Annotated in this window: 11 protein-coding genes; 3 read left to right on the forward strand and 8 right to left on the reverse strand. The window is 62.5% G+C overall.

Features of this window, described 5'->3' with window-relative positions:
- Positions 1-309 precede the first annotated feature (309 nt).
- The 8 genes from ACODSP_RS05025 to ACODSP_RS05060 form a co-directional block, all read right to left on the reverse strand.
- Positions 310-2,124, reverse strand: coding sequence for an extracellular solute-binding protein (locus tag ACODSP_RS05025; RefSeq protein ID WP_488964533.1), 1,815 nt, complete (start codon positions 2,122-2,124; stop codon positions 310-312).
- A gap of 9 nt (positions 2,125-2,133) precedes the next feature.
- Positions 2,134-3,729 carry an ABC transporter ATP-binding protein gene (locus tag ACODSP_RS05030; protein ID WP_488964534.1) on the reverse strand — a complete coding sequence of 532 codons (1,596 nt, stop codon included), beginning with the start codon at positions 3,727-3,729 and terminating at the stop codon, positions 2,134-2,136.
- Positions 3,729-4,841, reverse strand: coding sequence for an ABC transporter permease (locus ACODSP_RS05035; protein WP_488964535.1), 1,113 nt, complete (start codon positions 4,839-4,841; stop codon positions 3,729-3,731). The genes ACODSP_RS05030 and ACODSP_RS05035 overlap by 1 nt, the downstream gene beginning before the upstream one ends.
- Before the next feature lie 3 nt (positions 4,842-4,844).
- Positions 4,845-5,906 (reverse strand): microcin C ABC transporter permease YejB, encoded by a 1,062-nt coding sequence (locus ACODSP_RS05040; protein WP_488964536.1) that lies wholly within the window; start codon positions 5,904-5,906, stop codon positions 4,845-4,847.
- A gap of 175 nt (positions 5,907-6,081) precedes the next feature.
- Positions 6,082-6,765: a class II aldolase/adducin family protein gene (locus tag ACODSP_RS05045; protein ID WP_488964537.1), complete on the reverse strand. Its 684-nt coding sequence runs from the start codon at positions 6,763-6,765 to the stop codon at positions 6,082-6,084.
- Between the two features lie 12 nt (positions 6,766-6,777).
- Positions 6,778-8,118, reverse strand: coding sequence for an LLM class flavin-dependent oxidoreductase (locus ACODSP_RS05050; protein ID WP_488964538.1), 1,341 nt, complete (start codon positions 8,116-8,118; stop codon positions 6,778-6,780).
- Between the two features lie 293 nt (positions 8,119-8,411).
- Positions 8,412-9,437, reverse strand: a complete 1,026-nt coding sequence (locus ACODSP_RS05055; RefSeq protein WP_488964539.1) for an ABC transporter substrate-binding protein — start codon at positions 9,435-9,437, stop codon at positions 8,412-8,414.
- A gap of 47 nt (positions 9,438-9,484) precedes the next feature.
- On the reverse strand, positions 9,485-11,923 hold the full coding sequence (locus ACODSP_RS05060; RefSeq protein WP_488964540.1) for a TonB-dependent receptor: 2,439 nt from the start codon (positions 11,921-11,923) through the stop codon (positions 9,485-9,487).
- A 570-nt stretch (positions 11,924-12,493) separates the two neighbouring features.
- On the opposite strand from ACODSP_RS05060, the gene ACODSP_RS05065 reads away from it, so the two are divergent.
- From ACODSP_RS05065 to ACODSP_RS05075, 3 genes are all read left to right on the forward strand, one after another.
- Positions 12,494-13,654, forward strand: a complete 1,161-nt coding sequence (locus ACODSP_RS05065) for an LLM class flavin-dependent oxidoreductase (protein WP_488964541.1) — start codon at positions 12,494-12,496, stop codon at positions 13,652-13,654.
- 180 nt (positions 13,655-13,834) lie between these two features.
- Positions 13,835-15,622 carry an ABC transporter ATP-binding protein gene (locus tag ACODSP_RS05070; RefSeq protein WP_488964542.1) on the forward strand — a complete coding sequence of 596 codons (1,788 nt, stop codon included), beginning with the start codon at positions 13,835-13,837 and terminating at the stop codon, positions 15,620-15,622.
- Positions 15,623-15,624: 2 nt separating this feature from the next.
- A complete protein-coding gene (locus tag ACODSP_RS05075) occupies positions 15,625-17,463 on the forward strand; it encodes an ABC transporter ATP-binding protein (protein WP_488964543.1) in 1,839 nt (612 codons plus the stop codon).
- Positions 17,464-17,514: the final 51 nt, after the last annotated feature.

A 17,514-nucleotide genomic window follows, 5' to 3' on the forward strand; every position in this document is an offset into this window, starting at 1 on the left:
CACAGAACCGATAGCCCGGAAATAATAATCCCGTTAACCTGAAGCGATTGCCCTGACCCTCAAAAGGAGCTGGTCCCCCGTGAGCGGACAGTTTGCTAAGCTTGGTTCGCCCTTATTGAAGGACGACCGACATGACGGCACAGATCTGCCGCCGCCCTGCATCTGATAGGGGTGAGTTGCCGTTTCCTGGGCATGTCTATCCCCGGCTAGCTGGCACCGCGTTGTGCCGTGGCGGAACGGCAGGAGGACGGGAATTTCACCTTCGATATTCGGCACTGGTGATGCTGGTGATGCCGGCCAGAGTGACGGTCATGTCGGCAACACCATCGCCGTGCTATCCCACCACGCCGCCAACAGCCATTCGTACGGCCCGAAATAGCCCGGCACGATGGCGGGGCGGCGCAGTCTTTGATGATAGATCAGATAATGGTTCTTCAGATAGCGCCAGGGCAGAACGTAGTAATTGTGCATCAGCACCCGGTCCAGCGCGCTGGCCGCCGTCTGCACCTGTTCGGGCGTTTGCGCCTCCAGCAGGGTGCGCATCAGGGCGTCGACGACCGGCGATTTGACGCCCGCGATATTCTCCGATCCCTTGATATCGGCATCGGCGCTGTTGAAGTTGCGCCACAGTTCCGGGGCCGGGTCGCGGGCCTTGCGCAGGGCGATGGACGTGAAGTCGAACTGGAAATTGCGCAATTTCTGGCGGTCCACGGTCGGGTCGGCCACACGGCGGGTCAGTTGCACACCCATCTTCGTCAGGTTCAGGTAATAGGCATCCAGCAGCACATTGCCGTTGCCGCCCGTCACCTCCAATGTGAACGGCTCCCCCTTCTCATTGCGCAAGACCCCGTCGACATTACGCCAACCCGCATCGGCCAACAACTCCATCGCCTGGGCCAAATTGGCGCGCAGACCGCCCGGCCTGTCCGTGCGCGGCAGGTTGACCATGGGGCCGAACACGGATGGCGGCAACTGGTCGCGGAATGGCTCCAACAAGGCAAGTTCCGCCGCACTGGGCCGCCCTTGCGCCGCCAAATTCGAATTGGCAAAGAAACCATCCTGACGCTCGAACTCGCTGTCAAAGATCATGCGGTTCAGCCATTCCCAGTCATAGGCCAGGAACAGCGCCTGTCTTACCCTGATATCCTGAAATCGCGGCTGTCTCAGGTTCAGGACATAGCCGCTCATCGGGGACAGGGACCCGTTGGGCACCTTCTCCTTGATCAACTCCCCCTTCTCAAACCGCTCCCCGATAAACTGGCAGCACCAGTAGCGCATGCGGGTTTCGTTGAAGAAATCGAAATCACCCGCCCGCAAGGCCGCGACCTGCGTATCGACATCCTTGTAAAGCTTATAGACAACCTGATCGAAATTATAGCCGCCGCGCCGTGTCGGGATATCCGCCCCCCAATAGGAAGGGTCACGGCGATAGGTGATGGATAACGGGTTGGCCCGTTCGATCCGATAGGGCCCGCTGGTGATCGGCTCCTCCAGCCGCAGATCGGCAAAATCTGTGCGCGTGCCATCGGGCTTCAAACCCCATTTGGGGGAGAAGACCGGCAGGCTGCCCGCGACAAAAGACAGGTCGCGGCCAGGGCGGACAAACTCGAACCGCACCACCCGACTGTCCACCACCAGGACCCGTTTGATCTCCGCGAAATAGGATTTGAAGCGTGGGCTGGCCTGTTTGGAGGTCAGCGTGTCGAAGGAATACTTGACGTCCGCCGCCGTGACCGGGTCCCCATTGTTGAACCTTGCCTTGGGATGCAGGCGGAACTCCACCCAGGTGAAATCCGGGGCCAGATTGATATCGTCGGCCAGCAGCCCATACTGGGTATTGACCTCATCCAGGCTGTTGACCGTCAAGGTCTCAAACATCAGTTCCAGCGGGCCGGGTGCCAGCTTTCCCTTCAGATTAAAGGGGTTGAACTTGTCATAACTGCTGTGCTGCGCAATCAGCGACAAGGTGACGGAGCCACCCTTGGGCGCGTCAGGATTGACATAGTCAAAATGGCTGAAACCGGCGGGATATTTCGGCTCCCCAAACTGGGCGACGCCATGGGCGGCCAACGTGGGGGATGCGAGAAACAGGCTGGCGAACAAGGTCGCAACAAGGCGCTTCATGGTGATGACCTACAGTGACGCCTGAATCAGGCTCTGCGTATAGGGATGCTGGGGGGTGGCGATGACCTGTTCGGTGTCGCCATCCTCGACAATCTCGCCATCTTTCAGGACATAGACCCGGTGGGCCAGGGCATTGATCACCGACAGATCGTGGCTGATCAGCACATAGGCCAGGTTGTACCGGTCTTGAAGGCGACGCAGCAGGTCCAGCACCTGGTTCTGGATAGACACATCCAGTGCCGATGTCGGCTCGTCCAGGATCAGGACAGCAGGTTCCAGGACGATGGCACGGGCAATGGCAATACGCTGGCGCTGACCGCCGGAGAATTGGTGCGGAAAGGCATGCAGGACATTCTCCGACAGGCCCACCTCCTCCAGCACCCGCACGATGCGCGCCCGCCGTTCCTCAGTCGTCAGGTGCGGGAAATGCAGTTCCAGCCCCTCCCCCACCGTCTGTTCCACGGTACGCTTGGGCGACAGTGATCCGAACGGGTCCTGGAACACCACCTGCAGGCGGGCACGCAATTTGCGCCGCTCCAGCTTTGACCGCGCCGTAATGGGCAGCCCGTCAAAGATGATCTCGCCGGCCTGCGGACGGATCAGGTTCAACAGCGCCTGGGCCAGGGTGGATTTGCCCGATCCGCTTTCCCCAACCACACCGATGGTCTCCCCCGCCCGCAGGCGAAGATTGGCCCCGGCCACCGCCACAAACCGCCCCTGGCCCAGCCAACCGCGCCAGCCGGGTAACGGTTTGGGATATTCAACCCGCAACCCCTTGGCATCCAGCAGGATGGGGGCATCGGGGGCCAGCGGTTTCACCTGCCGCACGGGCAGGCTGTTCAGCAGCCGGATGGTATAGGGGTGCTGCGGCGCGGTGAAAATCACTTCCGTCGCCCCCTCCTCCACCTTGCGCCCGCGTTCCATTACGGCCACCCGCTGGGCGAAGCGGCGCACCAGATGGAGATCGTGGGTGATCAGCAGGATGGCCATGGGCCGACCCTTGGCCGCCTCCTCCGCCTGCAAATCCAGCAGCAACTTGACGATGCGCGCCCGCACCGTGGGGTCCAGCGCCGTGGTCGGCTCATCCGCGATCAACAGTTTGGGTCGGCAGGCCAGCGCCATAGCGATCATGGCGCGTTGCCGCTGCCCACCGGAAAGCTGGTGCGGATAGCTGTCGATCCGCCGTTCCGGCTCGCGCACGCCGGTGCGGGCCAGCAGTTGGATAGCCTTGACCCGCGCCTGCTGTGGCGACAGCCCTTCATGCAGGGTCAGCGTCTCCACAATCTGGCTGCCGATGGTGAATAGCGGGTTCAGGGCTGTCATCGGCTCCTGAAAGATCATGGCGACATCACCGCCCCGGATTTGCCTGATCTCTGTTTCCGACTTGGTCAGAAGCTCCTGCCCCTCCAGCCGGATCGACCCGCTGATGGTGGCATTGGCGACAAGACGCAGAATGGACAGGGCCGTGACAGTCTTGCCAGACCCGCTTTCCCCGACCAGCGCCAGCCGTTCCCCTGGATACACCTCCAGCGACAGCCCCTCCACCGCGGGTTTGGCGCCAAAGCGGATGGTGACATCGGTCAGCGACAGCAAGGGTACGCTCATCACACATCACCCCGGCCGCGTGCATGCGTATTCAGGGCCGCGCGCAACGCCTCCCCGATAAACGTCAGCAGCAACATGGTGCCGACCAGCACCGTGAAGGCCGACAGCGAAATCCACCAGGCGTCCAAATTCTCCTTGCCCTGCAACAGCAACCGGCCCAGCGACGGCGCATTGGTGACGCCAAGGCCCAGAAAATCCAGGCTGGCCAGCGCCATGATCCCCGCCGACATGCGAAACGGCAGATAGGTGATGACCGGCGTCAGGCTGTTGGGCAAGACATGGCGAAACATGATCTGCCAACTGGACAGGCCCAGGGCGCGCGCCGCCTTCACATATTCAAGCTGCCGGTTGCGCAGGAACTCCGCCCGCACATAGTCCGACACATGCACCCAGCCGAACAGCGTCATCAGCGCGAACAGCAGCAGGAAACTTTGCTGAAACAGGCTGGCAAAGATGATCAGCAGATAAAGCTCTGGCATCGCCCCCCAAATCTCGATCAGGCGCTGGGCGAACAGGTCGATCTTACCCGCGAAATAACCCTGGATGGCCCCGATCAGGATACCCAGCGCGGTGCCGAACAGGGTCAGGGCCAGGGCGAACGTCACCGAAATCCGAAACCCATAGATCAGACGGGCCAGCACATCATAGCCGACAGGATCGGTGCCCAGCACATTCTGATGATTGGGTGCGCCCGGATGGTGGATGGCGGGGGAATAATAGGCCAGCGTGTCAAAGCCGAACGGGTTGGGCGGATAAAGCGCGAAATTGCCGTCGCTGTTCAGCCGGGCACGAATATAGGGGTCAAGATAGTCAGTGGTGATCGGCAGATTGCCGCCAAAGGTCGCCTCCGGGTAATCGCAGACCAGCGGGAAATAGAACTCCCCGCCATAATAGACGACCAGCGGCTTGTTGTTCGACACCAACTCCGCGCACAGGCTGATGGCATAGAGGCTGGCGAAGATGATCAGGCTGATATAGCCCAGGCGATGACGACGGAACGCCTGCCACCAGGTGGCCGGGCGCGCGCGCGTCTCAACGGCGGGACGCAGGCGGCCCTCCCCGAACAAGGGGGCACTGGTCACCGGCGACAGGTTGATGTCGGGCGCGCTCATCGCTCAAGCCTCCTGGGCGTCGTATTTGATGCGGGGATCGGCCAGCACATAGGCGATATCGCCCAGCAGCTTGATGATCAGCCCCACCAGCGTGAACAGGTAGAGGGCACCCAGCACCACGGGGAAATCCCGGCTGACAATCGATTCATAGGAGAGCAGCCCCAGCCCATCGAGGGAGAACAGGCTTTCGATCAACAGGCTGCCGGTAAAAAACGCAGAGATGAAGGTGATGGGAAAGGCCGTGATCATCGGCAGCAGGGCATTGCGCATCACATGTTTCCACAGGATGCGCCGTTCCGACAGGCCCTTGGCCCGCGCCGTCAGAACATATTGCTTACCCAGCTCATCCAGAAAGGTGTTCTTCGTCATCAAGGTCTTGATGGCGAAATTGGACACAACCGACGCCGTCACCGGCAAGGTGACATGCCAAAGATAATCCAGCACCTTGGCACCGGGCGACAGCTCATCCCAGTTTTCCGACACCAGCCCGCGCAAGGGGAAAATGTCCCAAAAGGACCCGCCGCCAAACAGCACGATCAGCAACACGCCCAACACAAAGCCCGGCACGGCATAGCCCAGCAGGACCAGCACCGTCGTCGCCACATCGAACCGCGACCCGACCCTGACCGCCTTGGCCACCCCCAGCGGGATGGAGATCAGATAGGTCAGGATAAAGGTCCAGGTGCCCAGCGCCACCGACACGCCCAGCTTCGACTGGATCAGGCTGGCGACACTGTCATTGCGGAAATAACTGTCGCCCAGGTCAAACCGCAGGAAATTACCGACCATCAGGAGATAGCGTTCAAATGGCGGCTTGTCGAAACCGTAAAGCTGGGTCAGTTGCTCCACCTGGGCGGCGTCAATGCCCTTGCGCCCGCTATAGGTCCAACCACCTTCCGCCGGCCCACCCTCGGCACCGCCGCGCGCCGACGCGTGGTCCATCTCACCCAACGCATGTTCCACCGGCCCACCGGGCACGAACTGCGTCACCAGAAAGGTGAAGGTCAGCACGCCCAGCAGGGTGGGGATCATGATGAACAGGCGCTTGATGATATAGGGCCACATGGCGATGCCTTGAAAGCTGCCCCTTCATCGTCATCCCGGCGACAAGCCGGGACCCAGGGGCCACAGGATCAAAACCCTCCGCCATTGTCATCAGTACAGTGGCGGGGTCGGGCACTTGGCCCCTGGGTCCCGGCTTTCGCCGGGATGACGAAATTTGGTAGGTAGGGCCAACCAATCACGCCGGCGCGTAATCGCCCGCATAGGATCGCGCCTTTTCCAGAAGGCCGGTGCGCCTCCATTGCAGGTCCAAGGCACCGGGCGTATAGACCTGCGCCCCGCCGATCTGCGCGGCGATGGCCTGCAACCGGGCGCTTTCCTCGATCAGCAGGATCAGTTGCGCCGTCTTCAGGATGCCCGTGCCCCAGAAATTGGCGCCGCCATTGCTTTCCAGAAGGGCCGGCGGCGGGGCCAGCTCCGGGTGCTTGTCCAGCCGTTCCCGCACCACATCCAGAACCGTGCGCGTCCGTTCCAGATGGTTGGGGATTTCGCGGGCCAGCAGATGCCGCTGGGCCGCGACATAGAGGATCGGGAACGGCTTATGCGACAGGGACCACGCCGCCAGATGCGGGGTATGGGCATGGATCAGCGTATTCGCCTCCAGCCGCTCCTCCGACAGGATATGATCCTTATGGTCGGAGAATTTGGAGATGCTGATCTTGACTTGCCTGTCGCGCGTCCAGGGCGACGGGAACCGGACCGACAGCAGCGTGTCATGGCCCGGAATGCGGTGCGCAATGTTGAAGATCAGGCTGGCGGTCAGGGTGCCGCTATCCTTCAGGAACTCAAACGCAAAGGCCGCATCCGTCTTGGCCTGGGCCACATATTCGGACAGTTCGACATCGGTCAGGGTGTTGGACATGGTGTTTCTCCGTTATTCAGCCGCGACAGCGCGGCGCGTGTTGGGATTGGCGGGGCGCGGCAGTTTCAGATGCTCACGCAGGGTGATGCCCTCGTACTCGCTGCGGAAAATGCCGCGCCGTTGGAGGTGCGGGATCACCAGATCAACAAAGTCACGCAGACCATCGGGAAGCAGCGGTGGGATCAGGTTGAAGCCGTCGGCCCCGCCGCGCACAAACCAATCCTCGATCTGATCGGCTATCTGTTCCGGCGTGCCCAGCAGCACCCGATGGCCGCGCACGACATTGAAGCGCAGGATCAATTGCCGGATGGACAGGTTCTCCCGCCGGGCCAGCGTCAATAGCTGCTGCCAGCGCCCCTTGCCATTGGCGGGTTCCGGCAAATCCGGCAATGGCCCATCCAGGTCGTAACCGGTGAGGTCATGGCCCCCCAGTTCGATGGGGCCAGTGAAATTCACCGACGCCTGCAACGCCTCGAACTTGTCGCGGGCCTCCTGCTCGCTGGACCCGATGGCAAAGGACAGGCCGGGTGTGATTTTCAAATGGTCGGGGTGGCGGCCATATTTGGCCAAGCGCCCCTTCACATCCCTGTAATAGGCCTGGGCATCCTCCAGGAACTGTGCCGACGCATAGATCACCTCGGCATATTTCGCGGCAAACTCGCGCCCGGTATCGGAATTGCCAGCCTGGACAATGACCGGATAGCCCTGAATGGGTCGCGCGATGTCCAGAACCGTATCGACCTTGAAAAAGCGTCCGGCATGATGCACGGGATGCACCGATGTCGGGTCCAGGAAGATGCCGGCTTCCTTGTCCGGGCGATCAAATGCCCGGTCATCATGGCTGTCCCAGAGCTGGCGGGTAACGTCGATAAACTCTCCCGCGCGGGCATAGCGCTCGGCATGCTCCAACGGGTTTTCAACGCCGAAACTCTTACCCGCCCCATCCGACAGGGACGACACGACATTCCAGCCAATGCGCCCGCCTGACAGATGGTCCAGCGAGGCAATGCGGCGGGCCAGATTGAACGGCTCGTTGAAATTGGTGTTCACCGTAACGACGATGCCAATCTTGTCTGTTATCGCAGACAAGGCACCGGCCAGCGTCAGCGGCTCGAACCCCTGCCCCGCCGGTCGGCGACCCGTCCCGCGTACATCCGCCCCGCCATTGCCCACGAAATCCGCGAAGAACACGGCATCCAGCTTGCCACGCTCTGCCGTTTTCACCTGCTCTGCCCAATAGGCAAGGGAAGGATTACCGCCGCCGGGCGATTGCGGCTGTCGCCAGGCCCCCGGATGATGCCCATGGCGGGTCAGGAAGACATTCAGGATCAATTGTCGTTTCGGCGGGGCCATGGGATAGAACCTCCAGGACGCACGTCTCCAGACGCCCGCAAGGGACGCCAGGGTACGCGCCGCGATTTGGTGATATTAGGGTTTGGGCCGGGTCATTTCCCGATGAAGGCAGTGGACCATATTACAGCTGCACATGTCAATATATTAGAAATATCGCTGTCAAATTGGACACATGCAAGCCGTAGAATGGCCCTGACGATGGTTGCGTAGCGCGGATTAGGCGGAGCCGTAATCCGCGGGAAACCCCGGCCTCGCCCCGCGGATTACGGCTCCGCCTAATCCGCGCTACGATCCTACTCCGCCGCCACAGCCCGTGCGACCAACCGTTCGGCCTCCGCCAGCGGCCCTTCGACGATCCAGTCCTGGATATCGAAATCACCCGCCAGGAAGCCCCAATCGCGCAGGAAATTCTTCTGCGCCTCCAGCCCGGCGACATAGTCCGCCGTCAGGCGCGGACGCAGCGACGTGGCCAGTTTGGGGAAGGTGGCTGCCGTGATGGCAGTGCCGACCTTGGCATCCTCCTCCGCGATGGCGGCGATGGCACCATCCGGGTTCGCCACCGCCCAATCGGAAGCGCGCAGCAGAACCGACAGATAACGCACCACCAGATCGGGATGCGTGTCCAGAAACTGCCGATGCACCGTCACCGGGCGCGGCGTGCCATTATTGATCCGCTTGAACGGGTCAGACACGTCGGTCAGGCGGATCAACTCACGCAGGTGCGGTGCCCGCTCCGCCGCCAGCTTGTATCCCGACGCCTGACGCAGGAACACAGCATCCACCCGGCCCGTGGCCAGCGCCGCCAATTCGGCCGAACCGGACGGACCCGGATTGTCACCGGCGGCACGGTCGATATCGATATCGACAAACTCCACATCATCGCGCCCCAACCCCACCAGCGACAGGGCATTGGCGAAGCCATGGAAATTGGCCCCGCGCTGGAAATCGATGGTGCTGCCGACATAGTTGGGAACGGCTAGGCGTTTGCCATTCAACTGCGACAGTTCCCGGATGGGGCTGTCGGCGCGCACGACGACGGACTGGAACTCATCCACCCAGGTGATGCCCAGCACCACCGTATCGGCCCCGCGCGCCCGCGCCCAGATGGGCGGGATGTTGCCACCTTCACGGAACATGGCGGTGATGGAATGGTCATAATGGCTTTCGCGCACCGACCGTTCATTGCTGTCCCGCAGGGAATGCAGCGTCACCTCCGCCGGGTCGAACTCCGCCGCCAGCCATCCCTTCTGAATGGCCAGGGTGGAGGCGGTGGCCCCACCGCAGCGCGTGTACCAGATATCGACAGGTGTCTTGCTCATGGTTCTGCTCCTTTGGTTGTCCTCAATCGCCGAGGCCGTTAACGGCCCTAGAAGCGTGCAGTGGCTGATGCAAGGAAGGTGCGCGGCTTGCCGTACAGCTGGTTCGAATAACCGCTGGCAATCGGCAGGGCGTGGTTCTTGTAGGTCTTGTCGAACAGGTTGCTGACCGACAGGTCGAAGGACAGCGTGTCCTCGTCATTGACGGTCCAGCCGACCCGGCCATTGAACAGCGCATAGGCCTTCTGGGCCAGAAGCGGATCGGGGCTGGTGATCTGCGACGCGATGGTCGGATAGAAGTAGAATTTCGACCGCCAGTTCCCGTCCACGCCATAAGACAGGCTGCCGCCGCCCGGCAGGGCGTGGGTATAGCTGGCATTGAAGCTGGCGGTATATTTCGACGTGCGGGGCGGGCGCGCACCCAGGATGGTGGCGGTATTGCCGAAATCCTTGGTGTATTCGGCATCCAGATAGCCAGCACTGGCCGATAGGTGGAACCCGGCGAACGGCGTCGCGTTCAACCGCGCCTCCAGCCCCTTGATCTCCGCCGCACCGGCATTGCGGAACAGCACGGTGGCATTGGCCGGCAGCGGGTCGATCTGCGTCGGCACATTCACGACCAGATTGGTGTAGTCGTAATAAAAGCCGGTCAGGTCCAGCGACACGCGCCGCTCAAAGAAGTTCGTCTTGAAGCCGACCTCATAGCTGTCGATCTTCTCCGGGCTCATCACATAGATCTGGTTGACGCGGATGGCGGCGGGGCGCGACCCCGTAGCGGTCAGCGGCAACGCCAAGGTGCCCGTGCTGCCCGTGGGGATCAGGACATTGCCGGTATTGGTATACCCGCCGGGCAGCACGCCATGGGCAAAGCGGAAATAGCTGCGGAACTGATCATTGAAGATATATTCAGGCGTGATGTCATAGGTCCAGGCGCTGGTATCCTGTGTCGCGCGCTCCGTGAAGATCAGGTCGCGGGGGGCATAGCTCTGATATCCCACCTGCGGCAGATTGGCGATGAACGTCGCCTGCGTGCCGGTGATGTTGGCGGCACCATAGGTCCAGTCGAAACTGCTTTCCTCCTTCGACCAACGGACACCACCATTCACCTTGAAATTATCGGTAAAGGCATAGCCCAGATTGCCGAAACCGGCGTAATTCTTGGTTTCCTGACGGTAGATACTGTCCGTGAATTGCGGGCCGGTGCCCCAGGCATTGCCGGTGGACGTGGCCGCCCCCGGATTGCCGCGCACATAATTGGCCAGCACCACCCGGTTATCCAGCACGCCCTTGAACCCGTACAGACCGGCCAGCCAGGTCAGCTTGCTGTCATCATTGGATACGATGCGCAGTTCCTGGCTGGCCTGCCAACTGTCCGAAATGGTGTAGGTCTGACTGAACGGAATGCCATTGTTATAGAAGGCGCTGGTCGTGGGAATGGGCGCGTTGCCGGTTTCCAGCTCCTGGCTGTTATCCTCATAGGCGGTGATGGAGGTGACGGTGAAGCCCTTGCCGTCCCAGACGAATTTGGCGTTGGTGCCGCGCGCCTCCAGTTCCTCCGGCCGCAGATCATTGCTGGTCGTCTCATCCGGCGCGCCCGTGGGGAAACCGGTCGGATAGACCGAACGCCAGGCCGCCGTGCTGTTGGTCGTGACCGTGGAAGCCGCATAATTCGTGCCCTGCTGCGGGCCGGAGAAGTTGCGGCCATGGGCGTTCAGCTGGATCGATAGATCCTCTGCCAGCTTGAACAGCAACTGGAACCGACCGGCCACATCCTGCCCGCCGGGATGGTGCTTGCCGTTGAAGTTGTTCTTCTGCCAGCCCTTCCAGTCATTGAAGTAGAAGGCGCCGCGCGCGGCCACCTTATCCTCGACCACCGGCCCGCCAATTGCCCCTTCGAACAGCTTCTCCGAATAGCTGCCGATCCCGAACTTGGCATAGCCATTGCGGGTGAATTCCGGGCTGCGGGAGACGAAATTGATGGCACCGGCATTGGAATTCTTGCCCCACAGCGTGCCTTGCGGCCCGTTCAGCACCTCCACCCGCTCAATATCGAACAGGGGATAGCCCTGGTTGGCGATGCTGGCGATATAGACATCGTCGTAATAGATGCCCAGCGGGTTGATGGTGTTGTTGCCGGTATTGTTGGTGCCGATGCCACGCACAAACCAGCGGGCCCGCGACGGTCCATGCGGTTGAAACGCCTGTGCATTCGGCACGAACTGCACGACATCATTGGTGGTTTGCAGCTGGTCCGTCTTCAGCAGATCATCGCCCGTCAAAACCGACAGGGCCAGCGGCACGTCGGATGCCTTCTGCCCGCGACGCTGCGCATAGACGATGATGTCGTCGATAATGCCGGCTTCGGCCACTTCGGTGGCATCGGCAACCTGCTGGGCCTCGACCTTCTGTTCCTGGGCCAGGGCGGTGACGGGAACGGCCACCAGGGCCAGGGCGCTGACAGTGTGCAGAAGGCGGCGGGAACGGGTCATTTCATCAATCCTTGGAATTCGGTCACGATGGACGCACCCGCCCCGCCGGCGCCGACAGAGGGCGCCGCAGCGGAAATCGGGCTGCGCAGAGAAAGGGGGGCTGTGTTTCAGGGGGACCTGGCGGCGGCGCCGTGATCAGCGCGCGGTACCGGCGGTTCCCGTTCAACAGCGGTGAAATGCCCTTGGGGCCATGGCGTTCATCACATCCATCCTAGAGGATATCCGGGGGAAGGTTCGTACCCGCCACCCTCACCACAGGATGACAGATGCATGTCTAATATATTGGATGGTGCGCCGCAATAGCATCTTTGTGGAAAATGCGAAAAATTTACCACAAACAACATTTTATAAATGTGATTTTTTCCGACAACATATTGACACCACGCCGCCGCCCTGCGGGACAGAAGGCAGACAACGCAAGGACATCATCCGCTTGGCAGCCGCTGCGTATCTGCTATAATGGACACGCAATGTACAATATAATTGCATTACATCTGTTATGTTGTCATTCTCTCTACCGACACCGCCAAGGCCGAATTGGTGAGCCGCGGCGGTATCCGATGGAGATGGATGATGGTTGAGTTCCACTGGCGCCTGCCCACGCATGGCGACCGCGCCGATGTCTCCCTACCCCATGACACGCGTGGCGACTGGGGTCCGCTGAAGGCGGGCAATCAGGCGCCCGGTCTGGTGCAGGGGCAGCCGGACGGCGTTCCCTATCACGATCATCTGCTGGAAATTGCCCGTGCCGCCGAACTGGCGGGCTTTGATGGCGGGCTGGTGCCCTCCTTCCCCAATACCGACGATCCCTGGGTGATCAGTGCCGCCATCGCCCGGCGGACCAAAACCTTCAAGTTCATGATCGCCTTTCAGCCGGCCTGGATCGACCCGGCCTATGCGGCCAAGGCGGCGGCCAGCCTGCAGCGCCTCTCGGGTGGGCGGCTGAATTTCAACATCATCACCGGCGGCGGCGGTCCGTCACAGCTCTGGTGGGGTGACCGTATCGCCCATGATGACCGCTACAATCGCACGACCGAGTTCCTGGACGTGTTCAAGGGCCTGTGGGACGGCAAGCCCTTCTCCTACCAGGGTAAGTTCTTCCAGCTGGACAATGCACAGCTGCCCGCCCCCCTGGCCGGACAGGCCTTCCCCAGCCTCTATTTCGCTGGTTCGTCCAACGCCGCCTTGGAGGCGCAGGGCAAACATGCCGATTTCAACCTGACCCATATGGAACCGCTGGAAAGCCTGCGCATCAAGTTCGACCGCGTGCGCGAACTGGCCTCCAAGGAAGGGCGCAAGGTGAAGCCCGCCGTGCGCTTCAACATCCTGGCGCGTGAGACCGAAGAGGAAGCCTGGGACGAGGTGCGCCGCGCCTGGGCCAATGTCGATTGGGATGAACGTGACCGGCAGTTGAAGGCGCGTGGTCGGGGCGACGGCATCGGCTCTCCTCTGCCCCCGCACCTGATCCCGTCGCGCGACAAGGACCCGAAGGATCTGCAGATCGACGGCTTCTTCTCCGGCCTGGGCGTGCTGGGCGGTCAGGGCACGCCGCTGGGCGTTGTCGGCTCCTATGAAACGGCGGCTGAACGCATCGACACCCTGATCAATCTGGGCGTCGAAGGCTTCATCCTGGCCGGCAGCCCGCATCTGGAAGAAGCCTACCGCATCGGCGAGGAAGTGATCCCCCTGGTCCGTGGCCGCAAGGCCCGCTTCGCCGAAGCGGCGGAATAGGCGTCGCGTCCCCCTCCTCGTCATCCCGGCGACAAGCCGGGACCCAGGGGCCACTTGCACAGACGTCAACGCGGCGTTGATCAACGCTGCTGCAAGGTCCGACTTGGGACTCCTGGGTCCCGGCTTTCGCCGGGATGACGATATAGCGCTGGAATAAGTCTTTCCCCCCAAGGAAATATCATGGCGACCACCAAATCCTTCCTGGCCGCCTCGCCCCTGCTGCGCCTGCTCGCCATTTACCGCGAGATGCCGATCCGCTTCACCCTCACCGCGTTCCTCTACGCCATCGTCAACGGCTCCCTGGCCTGGCAGCAATGGCTGATCGGCCATGCCGTGGACGAGGTGCGCAATGGGCAGGTGGTGGTGCGGACGGCGGATGGCGGCCTGGATTTCGACCGAGCCTGGTTCTGGCTGGCGGCCCTGATCGGGCTGGCCGGGGCGCGGGCCATCGTGCAGTACGGGGCGGGCGTCCTGGCCCTGATCATCGGTCAGGAACTGCTGACCATCATCCGCGAGCGCATCCTGGCGCAGGTACAGCGTCTGGACCTGACCTATCACTGGCGCCACGGTATTGGTGAGCTGATCACCCGCACCACCCGCGACAGCGACAAGGTGCGCGACGCGCTTGTCGGCTTCTGGCGACAGGTGGTGGAGACGGGCATGATCCTCATCGCGTCGGTCTCCATCCTGTTCTGGTACGCGCCGACCCTAGGCATTGTGCCCTTGGCAGCCATGCTGACGGGCCTGACGGTCCTGCTGCGGCAGACGGACCGGTTGGTCGCCCTGGACCGCGTGGTGGGAGAGGCCTATGACGCCGTGAACCAGGATCTGTCGGAAGGCATCAATGGCGTGCGCGTGGTCAAGGCCTTCGGGCTGGAGGCCACCCGCATCGACCGGTTCCAGGCACAGGTGACGCGCTTCACCGATGCCGCCCGCGACGCGCTGTCCTACGCCACCCGCAACATTCCGGTGCCACAGACCATCGTGGCCCTGTCCCATGTCTGGGTCCTGGGCTACGGCGCGCTGCTGGTGGGTGCCGATCAGTTGACGGTGGGCGCGCTGGTGGCAGCCCTGCTGGCGGCCAATACGCTGGTCCTGCGGGTTGAAAGCATCGGCACCATCATCCAGACTTTCGCCGATGCCCGCGCCTCTGCCGCCCGCATCTGGGAACTGCTGGATGAGGAACCGGCGATCAAACCCGGTGACCGGCTTCTGGCCCCAGGCCCCCTAGGTTTGCGCCTGGAACGGGTGCGGCTGGCGGCCCCCGGTGGTGGGCGCGATATCCTGAACGACCTGTCATTCCGGGCCGCACCGGGGGAGATTGTCGCCATTGTCGGCAATACCGGATCGGGCAAAAGCGCGCTTCTGTCCCTGCTGCCGCGTCTGGCCGATCTTGATGGTGGCTCCATCCTGGTCGGGACCGACGCACGCGGCTGGACCGACATCCGCGCCCTGGATACCGGTTCCCTGCGCCGGCAGGTGCATGTGGTGCCGCAGGAAAGTTTCCTGTTCTCCGACAGTCTGGCCGCCAACCTGCGCTTCGCCCGACCAGAGGCAACGGAGGACCAACTACGCCAAGCCCTGGCCCTGGCTGCGGGTGATGAAATCCTGGACCACCTGCCCGACGGGTTCGACACCAAGCTGGGCGACCGGGGCGTCACCCTGTCGGGCGGGCAGCGTCAACGGCTCTGTCTGGCCCGCGCGTTGCTGTCGGGTGCCGCCATCCTGGCGCTGGATGACGCGACCAGCGCCCTGGACGCCGCCACCGAACGGCGAGTGCTGGAGAATATCAGGGGCCTGCGGGACCGGGGCTCCCCCGTCACCTTGCTGGTCGTATCCTCCAAACTCTCCACCATCCTGATGGCCGACCGCGTGCTGCTGCTGTCCGGCGGGCGCATCGCGGCCAGCGGCACCCATGCCGAACTTTCGCAGAACAGCGCCGCCTACCGTGATCTGATGGGGATCTGACGATGCCACCCAACCGCAGCCTGAAGGCCCTGTCCGATATCGAGATTGAGGAACATCTGGCCAAAACCTCGCTCAACCGCTCCATGGCCAGACGCCTGCTGCCCCTGCTGGCCCCCGTCCGCCACCGCATCGCATCGGTGATCGGGATTGAGGCGCTGCTGGCCATGGCGGTGTTCCTGCGTCCCTTCTTCATCGGCTATGTCATCGACCATGGATTCATCAAAACCGGCGATCATTGGCAGACCGAAACCCAGGTTGTGCTCTGGGCCGCCCTGGGCCTGTTCGCCACCTGGACCGTACGTTTCGCACTGGGCGGCCTGTCGCGCTATCTGGCCAGCACGGCGGCCCTGCGGGTGCTGAACGGCCTGCGCATCCAGGTCTTCGCCCATGTCCAGGGGTTGAGCGTCGGCTATTTCGACCGGACCAAGGCGGGCCGCATCATTTCCCGTGTCGACCGCGATGTCGACACACTGGAACCGCTGCTGATCCAGGGGCCGCCGGAACTTTTGTCGGCCCTGCTGCGCTGTGGTCTGGCCGGGCTGCTGCTCTGGTCAATCAGCCATGACCTGTTCCTGTCGCTGGCCGCCATCGTGCCGGTGCTGGTGGCTGCCACCTGGCTGTTCAAGCATATTTCACAAAGCCGCTGGGCACGGGTGGCAGAGGCGCGCAGCCGCTTCACCGCCCATCTGGTCGAAAGTGTTTCCGGTGTCCGCCTGATCCAGCAGATGGTGCGGGAAAAGCAGAATTGGGACCGCTATTCCTGGCTGGTGCGGGATTTCTCCTGGGCGCTGGTCAGCGGCAATATCAAGACCGGCTGGTTCGCCCCCTTCACCGCCCTGCTGACCACGACGGGCATGGCCATGATGCTGGTGGTCGGCGCGCGCGGCATGGCGTTGGGGGAGATCACGGCGGGACAGTTGGCGCAAAGCCTGTTCTTTGTGTTCCAATTCCTGGGCCCGTTGCAGGAACTGAACGACCTGTTTGAACGCTATGCCAATGGCTCCGCCTGTGCCCAGCGCATTTTCCTGACGCTGGATACCAAGCCCGACATCGTGGACGCCGATGATGCCATCGACCTGCCCGCCGTGCGCGGTGATGTCGGCTTTCACAATGTCCGCTTTGCCTATGATCCGCGCCGTCCCGAACCGGTGATCCGGGAACTGGACCTGCATATCCAGGCGGGCGAGGTGCTGGCCATTGTCGGCCCCACCGGCCATGGCAAAAGCACCCTGGTACAGTTGCTGACCCGATTCTATGACGCCAATGGCGGGGCCGTCACCATCGACGGCCATGATGTGCGCCGCCTGTCACAGCGCAGTCTGCGCCGACATGTCGGCGTGGTGTTGCAGGATAATGTGCTGTTCGGCGGCACCATCCTGGACAATCTGCGCCTCGCCCGCCCCGACGCCACCGATGCCGACCTGATCGAATCCGCCCGCGATTTAGGCGCGGATGAGGTGCTGGAGGCGCTGCCACTGGCATATCACACCCAGGTCGGCCCCATGGGCAGCCATCTCAGCCTGGGCCAGCGGCAGTTGGTCTGCCTTGTCCGCGCCTATATCGCCGATCCCGCCGTACTGGTGCTGGACGAGGCGACATCGGCGGTGGATGTCCATACCGAACGCCGCATCCAGCGGGCGCTGCGCCGCCTGTGCGAGGGACGCACCAGCATCATCATCGCCCACCGTCTGGCCACCATCCGCGACGCCGACCGCATCGCCGTCATCCGCCAGGGCCGCGTCGTGGAAATCGGCAGCCACCAGACCCTGATCAATGCCGGCGGCGCCTATGCCGGCCTCTATCGCGCCTATGAAGCCAACACCGCCGTGCCTGCGGCGTAAGTAGGTCAGGTCGAGCGCGATGCGCGAGCCCTGACAGAAAAGGCCGTCAAT

The organism is Niveispirillum sp. FG156 (assembly GCF_057809555.1).